General features: G+C 64.8%; 16 protein-coding genes and 2 riboswitches. Of the genes, 6 read left to right on the top strand and 10 right to left on the bottom strand.

All coding sequences use genetic code 11. The features are described from left to right. The first annotated feature begins 31 nt into the window (after positions 1 to 31). From BJ994_RS12930 to BJ994_RS12945, 4 genes are all read left to right on the top strand, one after another. Complete coding sequence (locus tag BJ994_RS12930; protein ID WP_167994692.1) at positions 32 to 901, top strand: aminodeoxychorismate lyase; 870 nt, start codon at positions 32 to 34, stop codon at positions 899 to 901. A 152-nt stretch (positions 902 to 1053) separates the two neighbouring features. Continuing rightward, positions 1054 to 1180, top strand: a riboswitch (SAM riboswitch). 6 nt (positions 1181 to 1186) lie between these two features. Next, positions 1187 to 1627: a rhodanese-like domain-containing protein gene (locus BJ994_RS12935; protein ID WP_167994694.1), complete on the top strand. Its 441-nt coding sequence runs from the start codon at positions 1187 to 1189 to the stop codon at positions 1625 to 1627. Then, positions 1620 to 2906, top strand: a complete 1287-nt coding sequence (locus tag BJ994_RS12940; RefSeq protein WP_167994696.1) for an O-succinylhomoserine sulfhydrylase — start codon at positions 1620 to 1622, stop codon at positions 2904 to 2906. Before BJ994_RS12935 ends, BJ994_RS12940 begins: the two co-directional genes overlap by 8 nt. A 132-nt stretch (positions 2907 to 3038) precedes the next feature. Next, complete coding sequence (locus tag BJ994_RS12945; RefSeq protein ID WP_209066833.1) at positions 3039 to 3614, top strand: COG4315 family predicted lipoprotein; 576 nt, start codon at positions 3039 to 3041, stop codon at positions 3612 to 3614. Positions 3615 to 3619: 5 nt separating this feature from the next. Here BJ994_RS12945 and BJ994_RS12950 read toward each other — a convergent pair whose 3' ends face one another. From BJ994_RS12950 to BJ994_RS12965, 4 genes are all read right to left on the bottom strand, one after another. Continuing rightward, the gene (locus BJ994_RS12950) at positions 3620 to 4132 is read right to left on the bottom strand and encodes a sigma-70 family RNA polymerase sigma factor (protein ID WP_167994698.1); all 513 of its coding nucleotides are present in this window, start codon (positions 4130 to 4132) and stop codon (positions 3620 to 3622) included. A gap of 133 nt (positions 4133 to 4265) precedes the next feature. Further along, positions 4266 to 5063 (bottom strand): energy-coupling factor transporter transmembrane component T family protein, encoded by a 798-nt coding sequence (locus BJ994_RS12955; protein ID WP_167994700.1) that lies wholly within the window; start codon positions 5061 to 5063, stop codon positions 4266 to 4268. Continuing rightward, positions 5060 to 6526 (bottom strand): ATP-binding cassette domain-containing protein, encoded by a 1467-nt coding sequence (locus BJ994_RS12960; protein WP_167994701.1) that lies wholly within the window; start codon positions 6524 to 6526, stop codon positions 5060 to 5062. Before BJ994_RS12960 ends, BJ994_RS12955 begins: the two co-directional genes overlap by 4 nt. Position 6527: 1 nt before the next feature. Continuing rightward, on the bottom strand, positions 6528 to 7142 hold the full coding sequence (locus tag BJ994_RS12965; protein ID WP_167994702.1) for an ECF transporter S component: 615 nt from the start codon (positions 7140 to 7142) through the stop codon (positions 6528 to 6530). Between the two features lie 52 nt (positions 7143 to 7194). After that, positions 7195 to 7308, bottom strand: a riboswitch (TPP riboswitch). Between the two features lie 155 nt (positions 7309 to 7463). On the opposite strand from BJ994_RS12965, the gene BJ994_RS12970 reads away from it, so the two are divergent. Continuing rightward, a complete protein-coding gene (locus BJ994_RS12970; RefSeq protein ID WP_167994703.1) occupies positions 7464 to 7724 on the top strand; it encodes a DUF4235 domain-containing protein in 261 nt (86 codons plus the stop codon). Positions 7725 to 7730: 6 nt separating this feature from the next. Here the strand turns inward: BJ994_RS12970 and mnhG are convergent, their stop codons facing one another. From mnhG to BJ994_RS13000, 6 genes are read right to left on the bottom strand one after another with little or no spacing between them, the layout of a single operon-like run. Then, positions 7731 to 8114, bottom strand: a complete 384-nt coding sequence (gene mnhG / locus BJ994_RS12975) for a monovalent cation/H(+) antiporter subunit G (RefSeq protein ID WP_167994704.1) — start codon at positions 8112 to 8114, stop codon at positions 7731 to 7733. Between the two features lie 8 nt (positions 8115 to 8122). Next, on the bottom strand, positions 8123 to 8350 hold the full coding sequence (locus tag BJ994_RS12980) for an MrpF/PhaF family protein (protein ID WP_167996016.1): 228 nt from the start codon (positions 8348 to 8350) through the stop codon (positions 8123 to 8125). Positions 8351 to 8376: 26 nt separating this feature from the next. After that, entirely contained in the window at positions 8377 to 8946 is a 570-nt protein-coding gene (locus tag BJ994_RS12985; protein WP_167994705.1) for a Na+/H+ antiporter subunit E, read from the bottom strand. Continuing rightward, positions 8943 to 10571 (bottom strand): Na+/H+ antiporter subunit D, encoded by a 1629-nt coding sequence (locus tag BJ994_RS12990; RefSeq protein ID WP_167994706.1) that lies wholly within the window; start codon positions 10569 to 10571, stop codon positions 8943 to 8945. Before BJ994_RS12990 ends, BJ994_RS12985 begins: the two co-directional genes overlap by 4 nt. Beyond that, on the bottom strand, positions 10568 to 11050 hold the full coding sequence (locus tag BJ994_RS12995) for a Na(+)/H(+) antiporter subunit C (RefSeq protein ID WP_167994707.1): 483 nt from the start codon (positions 11048 to 11050) through the stop codon (positions 10568 to 10570). Before BJ994_RS12995 ends, BJ994_RS12990 begins: the two co-directional genes overlap by 4 nt. Continuing rightward, positions 11047 to 14046, bottom strand: a complete 3000-nt coding sequence (locus BJ994_RS13000) for a Na+/H+ antiporter subunit A (RefSeq protein ID WP_167996017.1) — start codon at positions 14044 to 14046, stop codon at positions 11047 to 11049. Before BJ994_RS13000 ends, BJ994_RS12995 begins: the two co-directional genes overlap by 4 nt. A gap of 171 nt (positions 14047 to 14217) precedes the next feature. Here BJ994_RS13000 and BJ994_RS13005 point away from each other — a divergent pair, with 171 nt between their 5' ends. Beyond that, positions 14218 to 15576, top strand: a complete 1359-nt coding sequence (locus tag BJ994_RS13005; RefSeq protein ID WP_167994708.1) for an MFS transporter — start codon at positions 14218 to 14220, stop codon at positions 15574 to 15576. Positions 15577 to 15667 lie beyond the last annotated feature (91 nt).

The following is a 15667-nucleotide window of genomic DNA, read 5'->3' on the forward strand; positions in this document are numbered from 1 at the left end:
GATGAGGGCTCGCCGCACTAGGCTGGACCGCATGACAGTTCTGGTGTTCCTCGACCCCGCAATGCCGGACGGCCGCATCGCCGACGCCTCCCAGCCACAGCTGAAAGTTACCGACACCGGCATTACTCGCGGCGACGGGATCTTCGAGACGATGCTCGCGGTAAACGGCGCACCCCGGAAGCTGCAGGCACACCTGGCCCGGCTGGCGTCCTCGGCGGAGGCGCTGGCATTGAACGTCCCAGCCTCGGACGCGTGGGAACGTGCCATTGGCACGGCCCTGCAGGAAGCGGACGACGACGGCGATCTTGTGGTCAAGCTCGTCGCGATCCGTGGGGTTGAAGAGAGCGTCGAGGGCGGCACGGAAGCCACCGCCTGGGTCCAAGTGTCTCCCGTTCCGAAGGGCCTTCGGGGCAAACGCCTCGCCGTCCTCCTCCTCGACCGCGGCTACGACAGCACCGCTGCCCAGCGCGCCCCCTGGCTGCTCATAGGCGCGAAGACCCTCTCCTACGCCGTCAACATGGCGGCACTGCGTTATGCCAAGTCGCAGGGTGCGGATGACGTCATCTTCACCTCCTCGGACGGCAAGGTGCTGGAGGGACCGACGTCAACCGTCCTCATCGCCCGGGTAATCGACGGCGTCAAGCACCTGATCACACCGCAACTTGAGAGCGGAATCCTGGCTGGAACCTCGCAGAGTGCGCTGTTCGCTGCAGCTCGCGATGCGGGCTGGGAACTCGGCTACGGGCCGCTCATCCCGGCTGATCTCTTCGCCTCCGACGGCGTGTGGCTGATCTCGAGCGTGCGGCTCCTGGCGGAAGTGGCATCGCTCGACGGTAAACCTGTAACCATGTCGCCGGACCTCACGGCCGAGCTGTCCGCACTGGTGGAATCCGTCTCCTAGCCCCACAAACGCGCCGACGATTCGCACGATCGTGGGGACGTCACCACGAACCCGCGCAACAGCGGCACTTTTGCGGACGCGCGACGCCGCATTACTGCACATTACGACGGCGCGTGGCAGAGTCGCCGGAGCCGGTGCTACGTTCAGTCGGGAGTAACGAGCGCCAGCGCCAAGCCCTGACTTGCTGGCCGGCAACCCTCTATCACGGCGGGGTGCCTCAGGTGAATACTCGGCACAAGGATCAGCTTTCGAAGGATCAACAGCGTGCACGCGTGAGGAGACACAGTGTCACAACAGTCAGCACATACGCCCCGGCCTGCCAATGGTTATGCCGGCGACGTCACACCCCGTCAGGCGGTGGAGCGGGTCAGCAAGGGCGCGGTCCTGGTTGACGTCCGCACCACCGAAGAGTGGCGCACGGTTGGCGTCCCGGACCTCACCGACGCCGGGACCGTTCCCCTGTTCCTCGAATGGAACCGCGCGGACGGCGCCCGGAACGAGTCCTTCGTCTCCCAACTGGACGGTCTCAAGGGCCGCGAACTGCTGTTCATCTGCCGTTCCGGAGTCCGCTCGGTTGCAGCAGCAAAGAGTGCCACCGCCGCAGGCCACACGGTTTATAACGTGCTCCACGGTTTCGAGGCTGACGGCGGCTGGCGCGCCAGCGGCCTGGCGACCACGGTTCATGCCCAGTCCGCCGGGGTCAAGGGAGGGAAGGCAGATGACTGAGTCCACGCCGTCGTCGTTCTCCCCCGCAACCCCTTCCGAGCCGATCCCCGGCAATGGCGGTTACCCCGTTGTCCAGCGCCCGGACGACGACGTCGCCGCCTGGGCGTCCGACACCCTCGCCGTGCGCGGCGGGCTGGCCCGCTCAAACTTCGAGGAGACGTCGGAGGCACTGTTCCTGAACTCAGGTTTCGTGTATTCCTCCGCGGCTGCTGCCGAGGCTGCGTTCACCGGCGATGTGGACCGGTTTGTCTACTCCCGGTACGGCAACCCCACCGTCGCAATGTTCCAGGAACGCCTCCGGTTGCTTGAGGGCGCAGAAGCCTGCTTCGCCACGGCGAGCGGCATGTCAGCCGTTTTCACCGCGCTCGGAGCGCTGTTGGCCAGCGGCGACCGCGTTGTGGCCTCACGAAGCCTGTTCGGGTCCTGTTTTGTGATCCTCAATGAGGTTCTCCCGCGCTGGGGCGTCGAAACGGTATTCGTGGACGGCTGGGACCTTGCCCAGTGGGAAGAAGCCCTGAGCGTTCCCACCACGGCGGTGTTCTTCGAATCGCCGTCGAATCCGATGCAGGAGATCGTCGACATCCGCGCCGTCGTCGAACTCGGGCATGCCGCCGGCGCGCAGGTGGTGGTGGACAACGTCTTCGCCACCCCGCTGCTGCAGCGGTGCACCGAACTCGGTGCCGACGTCGTCGTCTATTCCGGAACCAAGCACATGGACGGGCAGGGCCGTGTGCTTGGTGGGGCGATCCTCGGCCGGAAAGAGTTCATCGAGGGTCCGGTCAAGACGCTGATGCGCCATACCGGGCCCGCGCTGTCCTCGTTCAACGCGTGGACGCTGCTGAAGGGGCTGGAAACGCTGTCGCTGCGCGTGAACCACTCCTCCTCGTCAGCTTTGACGCTTGCACGCTGGCTTGAGGCGCAGCCCGCTGTGAACTGGGTACGGTATCCGTTGCTGGAATCGCACCCGCAATTCATCCTCGCAGCGTCGCAGATGTCCGGCGGCGGCACCGTGCTCACGTTCGAGCTGAATGCACCGGTTGGCCGTGCCAAGGAAACCGCGTTCGCGCTGCTGGATGCCCTCGACATCATCGATATTTCGAACAATCTCGGCGACTCCAAGAGCCTGATCACCCATCCCGCGACCACCACCCACCGTGCCATGGGCCCGGAAGGACGCGCCGCGATCGGGCTGTCCGACGGCGTGATCCGATTGTCGGTGGGCCTTGAGGACGTCACCGACCTGCAGAACGACCTCGGAAAGGCGCTCGCCGCGTCCTGAAGCTGTGATTCGGCTGTGAGTTTGTCTCAGCGTTGAACCATTTCGGCCCTTGCCCGCGTCTAGAGAGCAGAGGGGCCGAGTGGCCGCTCCCATCCCCCGGGTGTCGGTGGGGTGATCACGGGAGGTATCAACATGAGTAAAGCAATGCGCGTCCTGTTCGCCGTCGTCGCCATTTGTCTTCTGGCGCTGACCGGCTGTGGTTCCTCCGGTTCGCCTTCCGAGGAGCCCACCAGCGCTCCCGCGGCCGAGGAGCCCACCAGCGAAGAGCCGTCGGAGGAACCCACCAGTGAGGAACCGTCCGAGGAGCCCACCAGCGAGGAGCCGACCGAAGGCGGGGGCGAGGCCGGCGGGACCATGGGCACGCCGCTCGGAATCGCTGAGACGGACCTCGGTGAGGTGGTTGTCGACGCTGAAGGAATGGTGGTCTACTACTTCACCAACGATGAGGCGAACTCCGGCGTCAGCGCTTGTGAGGGAGGGTGCCTGGAGGCGTGGCCGCCGGTTCTGACCGACAGCGAGACGCCTGAGGCGGAAGGAGTCACCGGCGAACTCGGCACCATCGAAACGCCCGACGGCGAACTGCAGGTGACCATCAACGGTATGCCGATCTACTACTTCGCCAACGACGAGGCCCCCGGAGACACCAACGGCCAGGGCGTCAACGAGGTCTGGTACGTGGTGGCACCGGACGGCACCATGATTCAGTAGTCGCCCTAGCTTCCCGACACCACGTCCCGGGCGAGCAGCGCAGCTTTCATGGACCGCAGAGCGTAGTGCAAACGCGATTTCACGGTGCCCTCAGGAATGGCGAGGGCACGTGAAATCTCGGCCGTCGTTTCGCCGCGGAAGTAGAAGTGCAGCACCACATCGCGATGCTCGGGCGTCAGTTCGCTGAGCGCGTCCGAGACGAGCCATGAGGTGAGCAACTGCTCAACGTCGTCGTTCGAGGCCGTTTCCGGCAGCACGTCAACGTCGAACTCATGCCGGCGGAAGGCACAACGAAAGGAATCCACCAGCGCGTTCCGCGCTACCGCGAACAACCATGCGCGGATCTCCATTTCGGTGCGACCCCGCATGACCGGATGCTCCCAGGCCCGCAGCAGGGTCAGCTGCACCACCTCGTCGACAAGGAAAGCGTCTCCCGTGAGCCTCCGGACGAACCCCCTCAAGGCGCGCAGGTGATTGTCGTTGATGCTGCTCAGCCAATCTGCCTGACCATTGCCCATCGTCGGTTCCCGCCCCTGGACTCTGCTGGACCATCCGCAACCTATTCATGCGCGGCGAGGTTGGGAAAAGCCTGCGGCCTCATCTCATGATGCACCTGTACGGGCCATCCGAACAGGGCGGGCCCTCCTCGAGCTAGCCGAGGATGAAGTTCCAGGTGCCTGCCAGCACCGCAGCGATCACCGCTACGGCCGCAATCAGCAGACCGCACAGTGCAACTCCGACGTCGATCCTGCTGAAGGTACTCTCCCTCGCCCACGTGCGCGGGCCGGCGCCGAAACCACGGGCTTCCATCGCCACAGCCAACCGGGTGGCTCTTCGGATGGCCTGAACCATGAGGCCGAAGGCTTGCCCGAGGAAGTTCCCGAACCGTGCCGCCGGGTTCCCCTCGTGGCCCACACCGCGGGCATGACGGGCGAGGCCGAGAGTGCGCCATTCCTCGAACAGAAGCCCGACGAGCCGCATCCCGGCGAGCGCCCCGAGGACAAAACGGTGCGGGGCCTTGAGCCGCTGTGCCAGGGCGTCCGCAAGATCGGTGGGATCGGTGGTGGTGAGCAGGAACAGGCCCGGCAGTGCAATGGCCAGTGCCCGGAGTCCGATCGCCAGCCCGGCGTTGACGGAGTCCTCTGTGAACAGGACTGGACCGGCTTCGAACAGCACGCGGCCGGTCTTCTCGGCCAGCAGCGCAGTTCCGTACGCCCCGACAACCGCTGCAACCACAAACGGCCAGGCGCGGAAGAACAGCCTCCGCGCGCTGATCCCCAGCAGCGGCAGCAGCAGGAGTTCACTGAGGAGTACGACGCCGGCGCTCACCCAGTCCACGCTGAGCATCACGACCACCGTGATCAGCGTTGCCGCGAACAACTTGGAGAGCGGGTTGGCTTTCGGAAGCAGCCGCCCGGTCAGTTCCGGGGTGAGGACGTCCGTGCTCATGCTGACACCTTCGCCGCAGATCCGCCGACCACAAACGTGCGGGACCCCAACGCGGCTGTGAAGTCGCGGTCGTGGGTGACCGACACAACGCTGGTTCCGCGCGCTATCTCTTCGGCGAGCAGTGCCACCAGTTCCGCCCACGTGTTCGCGTCCTGGCCGAAGGTGGGTTCATCGAGGATGAGGATGTCGGGGCTGCTGGCGAGCATCGAGGCAACAGAGAGACGCCGCTTCTCACCGCCCGAAAGCGTAAAGGGGTTGGCCTTGAGCAGCCCGGTCAGACGCAACCGTTCAGCGATCGGGTCCACCCGGCGTCGTACCTCTGCCTCATCGGAGCGCGCGACCCGGCGCGGCCCGAACTCCAGTTCCTCAAGCACCGTGTGGGTGAGGAACTGGTGTTCGGGCTCCTGGAAGACCGTGCCGATCCGGCTGACGAGTTCGGCCGACTTCCACGCGTGCGGCCTCTGCCCGGCGCCGCGTGAAAGCGGATCAAGCGCCGAGAGGGTTCCGCCGCGCGGCCGGAGCAGCCCGGCCAGCGTGAGCGCGAGCGTTGACTTGCCCGCTCCGTTCGGGCCGAGCACGCTAAGCGCAGCACCGGCCTGAAGGGTGAGGTCCACGCCGTCGAGCACTGTCGGTCCGCGCTTTGCCCGCGCCACCGAAAGGTTGCGGGCCTCGAGCAGATCCACACCGGTGTTCGTTTCCACCAACGGCACGGCGGGATGGTGGCCCGGCACCCAGACACCGGCTTCGATGAGGCGGTCGCGGGTGCCCTGCTGCTGAAGGACGACGTCGGGACTTCCGTCCGCGAGGATGCCGCCGTTCGAGTCGAGCACCACGATACGGTCAACGACGTCGGCCCACACCTCCACGCGGTGTTCCACCACCACGAGCGTGGCACCGGTACGGTCAAGGACGCGTACGACGGCGTCCCTCACCTCCAGCACGCCGGCTGGGTCCAGGTTGGCGGTCGGCTCATCGAGCAGCAGCAGTCCCGGCTGCATGGCCAGCACTGCGGCCAGGGCGAGCCGCTGCTTCTGTCCCCCGGAGAGCGCCGTCGTGGGGTGGTGGAGGGGGACGTCGAGGCCGACGTCGTCCAGTGCGCGGGTGACGCGCGGCCAGATCTCGTCCCGCGGTACGGCCAGGTTTTCGGCGCCAAAGGCCACCTCGTCCCCCACCCGTGCGAGGACCAACTGGGTGTCGGGATCCTGCAGCACGAGGCCTGACCGACCGCGCGCATCAGCCGGGTTGTTGCCATCAATCGTCAGCTCGCCCGATTGCTCCCCTTCATCCTGATCTCCCAGCACACCGGCCAGACCATGCAGAAGCGTGGATTTCCCGGCGCCGGAAGCACCGAGCAGCAGGACGCGCTCGCCGGGCTCGATGCGCAGATCAATGTCCCGCACAGCCCAGCGGGCACGTCCCGGATGCCGCCAGCCCCACCCGCTGGCTGAGATGGAAGCGCCCACCTTAGACGTCGGCTGTCCGGCCGGAAGCGAAGGACGAAAGCACGCCGGTCTTCGCGAGGCCGCGCGTGGCGAGCCAGGGCAGCAAGCCGGCAAGAACCACACCGGAAATGGCCGCGAAGACCCCGTACATGAGCTTGTGATCCAGCGTCCAGACGGAGTTGTACATGATGTTCTCGCTCACTGCGAGGAAGAGGCCCGCGCTCAGCCCGGCCAGCAGCGCCACCCCGATGTTCCACCGCTTGTAGAGGAAGAGTGCGAAGATCAGCTCTGCGCCGATGCCCTGGATGAGCCCGGACAGCAGGACGGCAACGCCAAACTGGGTACCGATCAGAGCAGAGACCGCAGCGGCGACAACCTCGCAGTAGATCGCCGCTCCCGGCTTGCGGATGATGAGGCCGCCGAGCACGCCGGCAATCAGCCAGCCGCCCGAATACAACCCATTAAGCGGCGGATACGCAAGGGTCAGGGCGGAAATTCCGCTGTAACCGGCGGACCACGCGAAGAACACGACGCCGACCGCGACCGCAATCACTGAGGCGACGACGATGTCCACGACGCGCCACTCGTAGCGCCGGCGGGATGTTGATGATGATTTCGATGACTGTGCAGTAGTCATGGTGGAATCCTCCTGAGTACAGGAGGGGAAGGCATCCCGGCAAGCCGCCGGCAGCCCTGAGAACTCGACTCCCTTCGCCGGTACTAGCCGGATCAGGTTCGAGGGTCTGCGGTGTTCCGCACTCTCAGCGCCCACCACAAGTGGCGGCGCTCCCCTGTCGTTGTTTTGAGCGATACCCACATTACACCCGGACGGGGCATCACGCGTGCGGCGCTGGCCGTCGTCGTCGTTGCGCCTACCCAAACGACTCCTTGCTTCGCTCGGCGCGGGCCCCTGCCAGTACGCTTATGACAAAAGCTAAGCCTACTGAAGGAGGGCACCATGAATTCGATCTTCAAACTGATGGGTGTAGGGCTGGGAATTGTCTCCGGGCTGATCGGTACCCAGGTGGTCGACCTCATCTGGAAGCGCGTCACCGGCAATGAGCCGCCCAAGGACAAGGAAGGGCTTGAGAACAGTCTTCGTTCGGCGCTGGTCTTCGCTGTGATCTCAGGTGCCGTCAGCACCACTATCCGCGTGCTGACCAACCGCACCACGCAGAAGGCGATCCACCGCTACCAGCGCACCCGCCACCTCACCTAGAAGGCATCAGCCCCCCGGCGTCGGACCGTTTTCTTCCCGACGCCGGGTGGCTGCGCGTTCAACCACCTCGTCGAGCTCGTCCATGCTGAGCAGATCCTTTCGCAGGTGCTTGGTCCGGTAGCCTGCGCGCCCCACCATGTGGGCAGAAACGGGCGCGGTCAGGAGCTGGAAGATCCAGCACACAATCAGTACGGGAACCAGCGCCCAACTGCGCAGTTCCACCGCGATGGCCAGCAAAAAGAGCAGCAGGCCCAGCACCTGCGGCTTGGTTGCGGCATGCATCCGGCTCATCAGATCCGGAAAACGCAACAGCCCGACGGCGGCGGCCAGGGACATGAGCGCCCCGCCCAGCAGCAGGATGGCAGTGATGACATTGAGCAGGGTATCCATCGGTTCCACTACTTCCTGTCCGTCACGAACCGTGCCACAGTCACGGAGGCGATGAATCCGATGATCGAGATCGCCACGAGAAGCACCAGGTTGTCCGTGTGGCGGTTGAACACCATGTCGACAGCCAGCGCCCCGCCCACAATCGCGAGGAGAACATCGACGGCGAGCACCCTGTCGAGGATCGACGGGCCCACGGCCGCCCGGTAGATGGCGCACAGCGCTGCAACGCCGAGCATGACGGCGATGATGCCGACCACAACACTCACGGATGCTCCCTTCCATCCCTGACGGGCGCACTACCCGCGCGCAGGTTCGCGAGGTCCTCGCGGGATCCCATGACGCGGATCAGCCACTCTTCGGTCCGTTGGACGTTCCGGCGGATCTCCTCGGCGTCTTCGGCCGTGACCACGTTCAGGCAGTGCAGGTAGAGGGTGGAGGTCGATCGGTCCACCTCCACCACGAGCGAGCCGGGAATGAGCGAGATCGCGTGTCCGGTTGCCGTCACCAGCAAATCCGAGAGGCTGCGTAGCCGTACCGCCACTACCGCGTTCTTGAGGCGCGGACCCTTGGTAATTGCCAGCCAGAACACCTGGAAGCTGGCAACCACCAGTTGGTACAGGAACCGTCCCGCAAAACCGGCAGCGTAGAAGAGGTTGAACCGGCCGCTCAGCTCCACCGGAGGCAGGTAGAGCAGATTCGCCACGGCAAACGCGATGATCGCTCCGAAGACCAGGTTGCCCAGGCTGAAGTCCTGCCACAGCGCGCCCCAGACCAGAACCAGCCAGATCAGCAGCGGCAGTTCAACGCGCAGCGGTATTCGTTGGCGGATCATGGGGTCGCCTCGGCTTCTTCCATTGCGCCCTCGCCCAGGACGGCGTCGACATAGGGCGTGCGTTCCAGCATCTGTTGCGCTGCCTGGTCGCTGAGCGTGAACAGCGGCCCGGCCAGTACCGTCAGAGCAACCCCCAAGGCAACCAGCCCGATCGTCGGACCCACCATGGTGCGCGGCAGGAGGTGGACCGGCTTGCGGCCTGCGAACCGGCCGGTGCTGTGCGCAGTGACTCGGCTTGACGTCCTGATCGCGGAGCCGTCCTCCTTCTTCACGAGGAGGATCGGATCGGGGTGGGTGGCGTCCTCCGGCCTGCGCCAGAAGGCACGGTTCCAGACCCGTGCGATGGCCAGCAGCGTAATCAGGCTAGTGAGGACACCCGCTCCGACAAGCACGTACGCGATCGGCGTTCCGAGTTCGACGCCGGCCTGCAGCAGGCCGAGTTTGCCGAGGAAGCCCGAGAAGGGCGGTATTCCGGCCAGGTTCATTCCCGGAATGAAGAACAGCAGCGCGAGCACCGGTGAAATCTTTGCGAGGCCACCGAGCCTGTCCATGTTGGCGGTTCCGCCGCGGCGCTCGATGAGCCCCGTGACGAGGAAGAGGCTGGTCTGCACGGTGATGTGGTGCGCGACGTAATACACCGCCGCCCCGAGTCCGATCACGGTGGACACGGCCAGGCCGAACACCATGTACCCGATGTGGCTCACCAGGGTGAAGGAAAGCATACGTTTGATATCCGACTGCGCGAGCGCACCAAGAATGCCCACAACCATGGTCAGCAGCGCAACCACCATCAGCAGCGTGTTGATCCGGTCACCGGGGAATAGCAGTGTCTCGGTGCGGACCATCGCATAGACGCCCACCTTCGTCAGCAGTCCGGCGAACACCGCGGTCACCGGTGCAGGCGCCGTTGGGTAGGAGTCCGGCAGCCAGAAGGACAACGGGAACACCGCGGCCTTGATGCCGAACGCGACCAGCAGCATCAGGTGCAGGATCATTTGGGTGCCGTGGTCGATGTCCGCCAGTTTCAGCGAAAGGTCTGCCATGTTGATGGTGCCCGTCGCCGCATAGATCATGCCGATGCTGATCAGGAACAGCATCGAGGAGACCACACTGACGACGACGTACGTCACCCCCGCGCGGATGCGCGGGGTGGTGCCGCCAAGGGTCATGAGGACGTAGCTCGCGGTCAGAAGGATCTCGAACCCGACATACAAATTGAACAGGTCCCCGGCGAGGAAAGCGTTGGAAACACCTGCCACCAGGATCAGATATGTCGGGTGAAAGATCGAAATGGGACCGTCTTCATCCCCATCTGTCATGCCCTGACCCGTTGCGTAGATGAGGACCGCCAGGCTCACCGCGGAGGACACCACAAGCATCAGGGCCGAGAACTGGTCCACGACCATAGTGATGCCGAACGGCGCTGCCCAGTTCCCCACGAACACCGCGGTGGTGCCCTGAGTGCTGGTATTCACGAGAAGGAATACTTCAATCAGCAGGGTGACGCTGAGCGTGGTGATGCTGACGGCCCGCTGTGAGCGGGAGTGGCGGATAAGCACGAAGGCCAGCGCCGCACCGAGGAACGGCAGGACCACCGCGAGCGGCGCGAGGTTCGCTATGTTCATCGCTCCTCCTCGGTGCTCGTGGTCAGGTGCCTCTGCGCGCCGGGCGCTTCCTCTGCTTCTTCGACCGGCGTGAATTCTGTGGTTTCCAGGGGGACCTCGGCGTCGTCCTCAGCATCGAAGCTGCTCTGGGATGCAACGCGCCGGTCTTCGATGTCGTCCTGGACTTCGTCCTGGCGGCCGAGGACCCAGGACCGGTAGATGATGCCGAGCATGAACGCTGTGACCGCGAAGGAGATCACGATCGAGGTGAGGATGAGGGCCTGCGGTAGCGGGTCATTGTATTCCTCGGCCGGAATATCGGCGGCGTACAGCGGCGCTTTCCCGGCAAATCCGCCGGCTGAGAGCAGCAGCATGTTGGCACCGTTCGCCAGCAGGATCAGCCCGAGCAGTACCCGGGTGAGGCTGCGTTCGAGAAGCAGGTAGATGCCTGCGGCGAAGAGTGCTGCCATGACTACCAGCAAGGTGATGTTGACGCTCACCGGGCCACCTCTTCTCCCGGCTCGGAATGCTGTTCTTCCTTGAGGGCGTCGATGCCTACCGGCCTGGTCATGTTCTTGCCTTCGCTGCGCTCGTCAATCTCGGATCCAAGGCTGCGCAGAACGTCCAGCACCAGTCCCACCACCACCATGTACACACCGATGTCGAAGATGGTGGAGGTCACGAACTTGATGTCGCCGAAGACCGGCCAGGTTGTCTCGATGATCGCGCTCTGGAACACCTCGCCGCCCAGGAAGACCGGAACAATCGCCGTCAGGGACGCGGTTGCCAGCCCCGCACCGAGCAGCAGCCCGGCGCTGATCGGCGTGGCCTCGGCTAATTCGAACCGTCCGCCGGCCAGGTACCGGATGGTGAGCGCGAGCCCGGCCATCAGCCCGCCGGCGAAGCCTCCACCGGGCAGGTTGTGCCCTGCCAGCAGCAGGTAGATCGAGAAGATGATCACAGAATGGAACAGCAGCCGTGTGACCACTTCGAAGATGATGGAGCGTCGTTCAGGCGCCAGTGTCCGGCCCGCGACCAGCCAGGCGTCCCTGGCCGACGTCGCGAACTTCTTGGCCAACTCGAGTGCCGCCGCCTCCCGGCCGTACTCGGCGATCGGTTCCTGGTTCCGGTCCACCGAACCGGTCTCGATGTTGTCCGCACGCACCCGCCCGTCGCTACGGCCGCGCACGAAGATGAGGCTGGCAACGCCGGTCGCAGCAATGGCGAGGACGCTGATCTCCCCGAAGGTGTCCCAGGCCCGGATGTCCACCAGGGTGACGTTAACAATGTTCGCGCCGCCGCCGTCGTCGTACGCCAACTGCGGAAAACTCAGGGAGATGGGCTCGGCAACGCGGGAGGCCATCGCCGACATCGCAATTGCCGCCATCACCAGGCCGAACGAGATCCCGAGCACCGCGCGCAGCACCCGGTACTTCCGCCCCGGCTCGCGTTGCCAGAGCCGCGCCGGCAGCGAGCGCAGGGCGAGCACGAACGCCACCATCACAATGGTCTCGACCAGCAACTGGGTCAGCGCAAGATCCGGTGCGCCCTGCAGCGCGAAGATCAGGGCAATTCCGTAGCCGGTCAGCCCCACCATGATGACGGCCATGAACCGCTTGGTCGCGCGGAGTGCGGCGAAGGCACCGAGAACAATAACGACGCCGGCAATGGCCTGGGCGGGCGAGTCAGCCAGGTGCCACTGATCGGGCACAGGCGCGTCGAAGAAGATCAGTGCCGAGAGTGGCGTGACGATCGCCATGGACAGGATGACGAACAGGTAGAACGCCAGCGAACCTCGCTGGGTGCGGCCCGTGATCCACACCGCGACATCGTCAAGCACCCCGATGACGTCCTTGTAGGTCTTCTCCGCGTCGGTCTTCCGGGCCAGCCGAAGCTGTACTGCTTCGAACCGCTCACGCAGCAGGAACAGGACGGTGCCGCCGGCGATGGTCCCGAGCGAGAGGAACAACGCCGGGCTCAGGCCGTGCCAGAGCAACAGGTGCGGCGTCTGCTCCCCCGGCGGGAAGGCTGTGAGGTAAGGCTGGACTGCGGCGTCGAGCAATGCGGGCCAGAGCCCGAAAACCACTGATGCGAGAGCAAGCAGTGCCGGCGCGAACAGGAAGGACGGCTCGACCCGCTTGAACGGCGTAGGCTCGCCGCCTTTGGCGCCGAAGCCTCCCCACACGAAGCGCGCGCTATAGGCGAAGGTCAGGATGGAACCGAGCACAATGCCGACCAGCAGCACTACACCCACCGGGCCTTCCTCAGCTCGATGGACAAACGCTTCGAGGACCGATTCCTTGGCGACGAAGCCCAGCAGCGGTGGAATGCCGGCCATTGATGCTGCGGCTATGGCAGCGACGACGGCGAGTATGGGGGCTGACCTGGCAAGCCCCGACAGTCCGCGGATGTCACGGGTGCCCGACTGGTGGTCAATGATGCCGACCACCAGGAACAGGGTGGCCTTGAAGAATCCGTGGGCAAGAAGGAGGCCAAGGCCGGCCAGCGCGCCGTCCTGCCCGCCGAGCCCTACCACCATGGTCAGGAAGCCCAACTGGCTCACTGTCCCGTAGGCGAGCAGCAGCTTGAGATCGTGTTGGCGCAGGGCCCGCCAACCGCCGAGGATCATGGTGGCCAGTCCGAGCGTCATCACGAGGACGAACCACACCGTGCTGTCCGAGAATCCGGGCGCGAGACGGGCAATCAGGTAGATGCCGGCCTTGACCATGGCCGCGGCGTGCAAATAGGCGCTGACCGGGGTGGGCGCCGCCATGGCTCCGGGAAGCCAGAAGTGGAACGGCACGAGCGCGGACTTGGACACGGCACCGACCAGTATCAGCACGATCGCGACATCCACAGCCGTTCCGGTGAGCGTCTCCGCGCGGGCAAGGATGTCCGAGAGCCGGTAGGTTCCCGCAGACTGGCCTAGCAGGATGAGCCCCACCAGCATGGTCAGCCCGCCGAGGGTTGTCACTATCAGGGCCTGCAGTGCTGCCCGCCTGGCGGCCAGACGGTGCCTTGAGTACCCGATCAGCAGGTAGGACAGCACGGTGGTCAGTTCCCAGAAGATGAAGAGCAGGATGAGGTCGTCGGCGATGACCAGGCCAAACATGGCGCCGGCGAAGGCAAGCAGTTGCGCGCCGAACGGACCGATGTTCGGTTCATCCTGCTTGAAGTAGCGCGCGCAGTAGAAAAGGACCAGCGCGCCGACACCGAGGACGAGGATGCTGAGTACAGCGGACAGGGCGTCCATCCGAAAGGCCAGTTCCAATTGCAGCTGCGGAATCCAGGGAACGACGACGGACGGCGGCGCGTTGGGCTGGCCGTTAGCGGCAGTTTGGACCGCCGCGGTGTAATTAGGGAAGGTGGCAATGAGCCAGGCGAATCCGGCGGCCGGCACTGCGGCCAGGATGTAGAACGCCGAGCGGCCCAGCCGGCGGAAGATCAAGGGCGCGATCGTAGCCATCGCAAACAACGCGACGAGTACGATGAGCACGATGATCTCCTGATCTCTCTTCAAGACGAGACGGTCAGCTGACGGTCAAGGGCTTGCGTCTATTCTACCCGGGGAATACGCTGTGCCGCGGCCGGTTCCGCCCATCGCTGATGAGGTAGGTACGGGGAATAAAGCCGAATCTCAACCTGTTGTACGCCTGCAGCAGATAGCATGCAGCCTATGAGCACGGCATCGCGAAAGCCCACGGCACGTCTTCTCACCAAGCCTGTGCTCGCCTGGGCATCCTGGGATTGGGGATCGGCCGCGTTCAACGCCGTAATGACCACCTTCGTCTTCACCGTGTACCTGACCTCGGACGCCTTCGGCGGCGAGACCTACGCTTCCGAAGTTCTGGGCTGGGGTCTTGCGGTTGCCGGCCTGCTGATTGCCCTGCTTGCGCCGGTGACCGGTCAACGCTCAGACGTCGGAGGCCGCCGGAAGCTTTGGCTGGGAGTCAACAGCCTCGTCGTCGCGCTCCTGACCGCGATGTGTTTCTTTGTCTTCCCGAGGCCCGAACTGCTTATCTTCGGCGTTGCCCTCATCGCGGCCGCAAACATCTTCTTCGAGTTTGCCGGCGTGAACTACAACGCCATGCTCGCCCAGATCTCCACACCGCACAGCGTGGGGCGAATCAGCGGGTTCGGTTGGGCGATGGGTTACGTCGGCGGGATTGTTGCGCTGATTATTGTGCTGATCGCGTTTGTGCAGCCGGTGGTTGACTGGTTCGGATCGAACACTGCCGACGGCCTGAACATCCGCCTGGTTGCCGTGTTCTCCGCGCTCTGGTTCCTTGCGTTCGCGCTTCCGGTCATGTTTGCGGTGCCCGAGATTCCGCGCCAGGAACGTGCGGACAAACTGGGGTTCCTCGCCTCCTATGAGCTGCTCTTCCGCCGCATCAAGGCGATCTACCGCACCAGCCCGCACACCATCTTCTTCCTGCTCGCGAGTGCGATCTTCCGCGACGGCCTGGCGGCAGTCTTCACCTTCGGCGGGATCATCGCTGCGGGGACCTTCGGATTCGAGCTCAGCGAGGTGATCCTCTTCGCCATCGTGGGAAATGTGATTGCCGCAATCGGTGCGGTGATCGGCGGATTCTTCGATGACCGCGTCGGCCCCAAGCTGGTCATCATCGTCTCGCTGATCGGGCTGCTCATCGCCGGGACCGCGGTCTTGGTGCTGGGCGCATCGACTTACGAGGTGTTTGGCGTCCAGTGGACCGGCGACACCACGTTCTGGGTGTTCGGGTTGATGCTGACCCTGTTTGTGGGTCCGGCGCAAGCGTCCTCCCGGGCATACCTGGCCCGACTCTCCCCGCGGGGCGAGGAGGGTGAAATGTTCGGGCTCTACGCGACCACCGGCCGCGCCGTCAGCTTCCTCGCGCCGGCCCTGTTCTCGCTCTTCATCGGGATCTACGGTGAACAGCGCTTCGGGATTATCGGCATCCTCGTGGTGCTGTTCGCCGGACTGCTGGTGCTGCTCCCGGTGAAGCCGCCCGCGAAGGTGGCGCCCGCCGTCGTACCCGCGCCCTGACTACACGGGAACAAGCTGGACAGGCCCGGGAGTAACCTGGAAAAGGGTGAGGGAAATGCCCCTCACCTTTGTCCAGATTACTCCCCCACGG

This window comes from Arthrobacter pigmenti, assembly GCF_011927905.1.
GTDB lineage: Bacteria > Actinomycetota > Actinomycetes > Actinomycetales > Micrococcaceae > Arthrobacter_D > Arthrobacter_D pigmenti.

What these genes read in the sequence shown, in the direction of transcription:
- BJ994_RS12930 (WP_167994692.1), top strand. Translation starts at nt 32, where the DNA reads ATGACAGTTCTGGTGTTCCTCGACCCCGCAATGCCGGACGGCCGCATC.
- BJ994_RS12940 (WP_167994696.1), top strand. Translation starts at nt 1,620, where the DNA reads ATGACTGAGTCCACGCCGTCGTCGTTCTCCCCCGCAACCCCTTCCGAG.
- BJ994_RS12945 (WP_209066833.1), top strand. Translation starts at nt 3,039, where the DNA reads ATGAGTAAAGCAATGCGCGTCCTGTTCGCCGTCGTCGCCATTTGTCTT.
- BJ994_RS12950 (WP_167994698.1), bottom strand. Translation starts at nt 4,132, where the DNA reads ATGGGCAATGGTCAGGCAGATTGGCTGAGCAGCATCAACGACAATCAC.
- BJ994_RS12955 (WP_167994700.1), bottom strand. Translation starts at nt 5,063, where the DNA reads ATGAGCACGGACGTCCTCACCCCGGAACTGACCGGGCGGCTGCTTCCG.
- BJ994_RS12965 (WP_167994702.1), bottom strand. Translation starts at nt 7,142, where the DNA reads ATGACTACTGCACAGTCATCGAAATCATCATCAACATCCCGCCGGCGC.
- BJ994_RS12970 (WP_167994703.1), top strand. Translation starts at nt 7,464, where the DNA reads ATGAATTCGATCTTCAAACTGATGGGTGTAGGGCTGGGAATTGTCTCC.
- mnhG (WP_167994704.1), bottom strand. Translation starts at nt 8,114, where the DNA reads ATGGATACCCTGCTCAATGTCATCACTGCCATCCTGCTGCTGGGCGGG.
- BJ994_RS12980 (WP_167996016.1), bottom strand. Translation starts at nt 8,350, where the DNA reads ATGCTCGGCGTTGCAGCGCTGTGCGCCATCTACCGGGCGGCCGTGGGC.
- BJ994_RS12985 (WP_167994705.1), bottom strand. Translation starts at nt 8,946, where the DNA reads ATGATCCGCCAACGAATACCGCTGCGCGTTGAACTGCCGCTGCTGATC.
- BJ994_RS12990 (WP_167994706.1), bottom strand. Translation starts at nt 10,571, where the DNA reads ATGAACATAGCGAACCTCGCGCCGCTCGCGGTGGTCCTGCCGTTCCTC.
- BJ994_RS13005 (WP_167994708.1), top strand. Translation starts at nt 14,218, where the DNA reads ATGCAGCCTATGAGCACGGCATCGCGAAAGCCCACGGCACGTCTTCTC.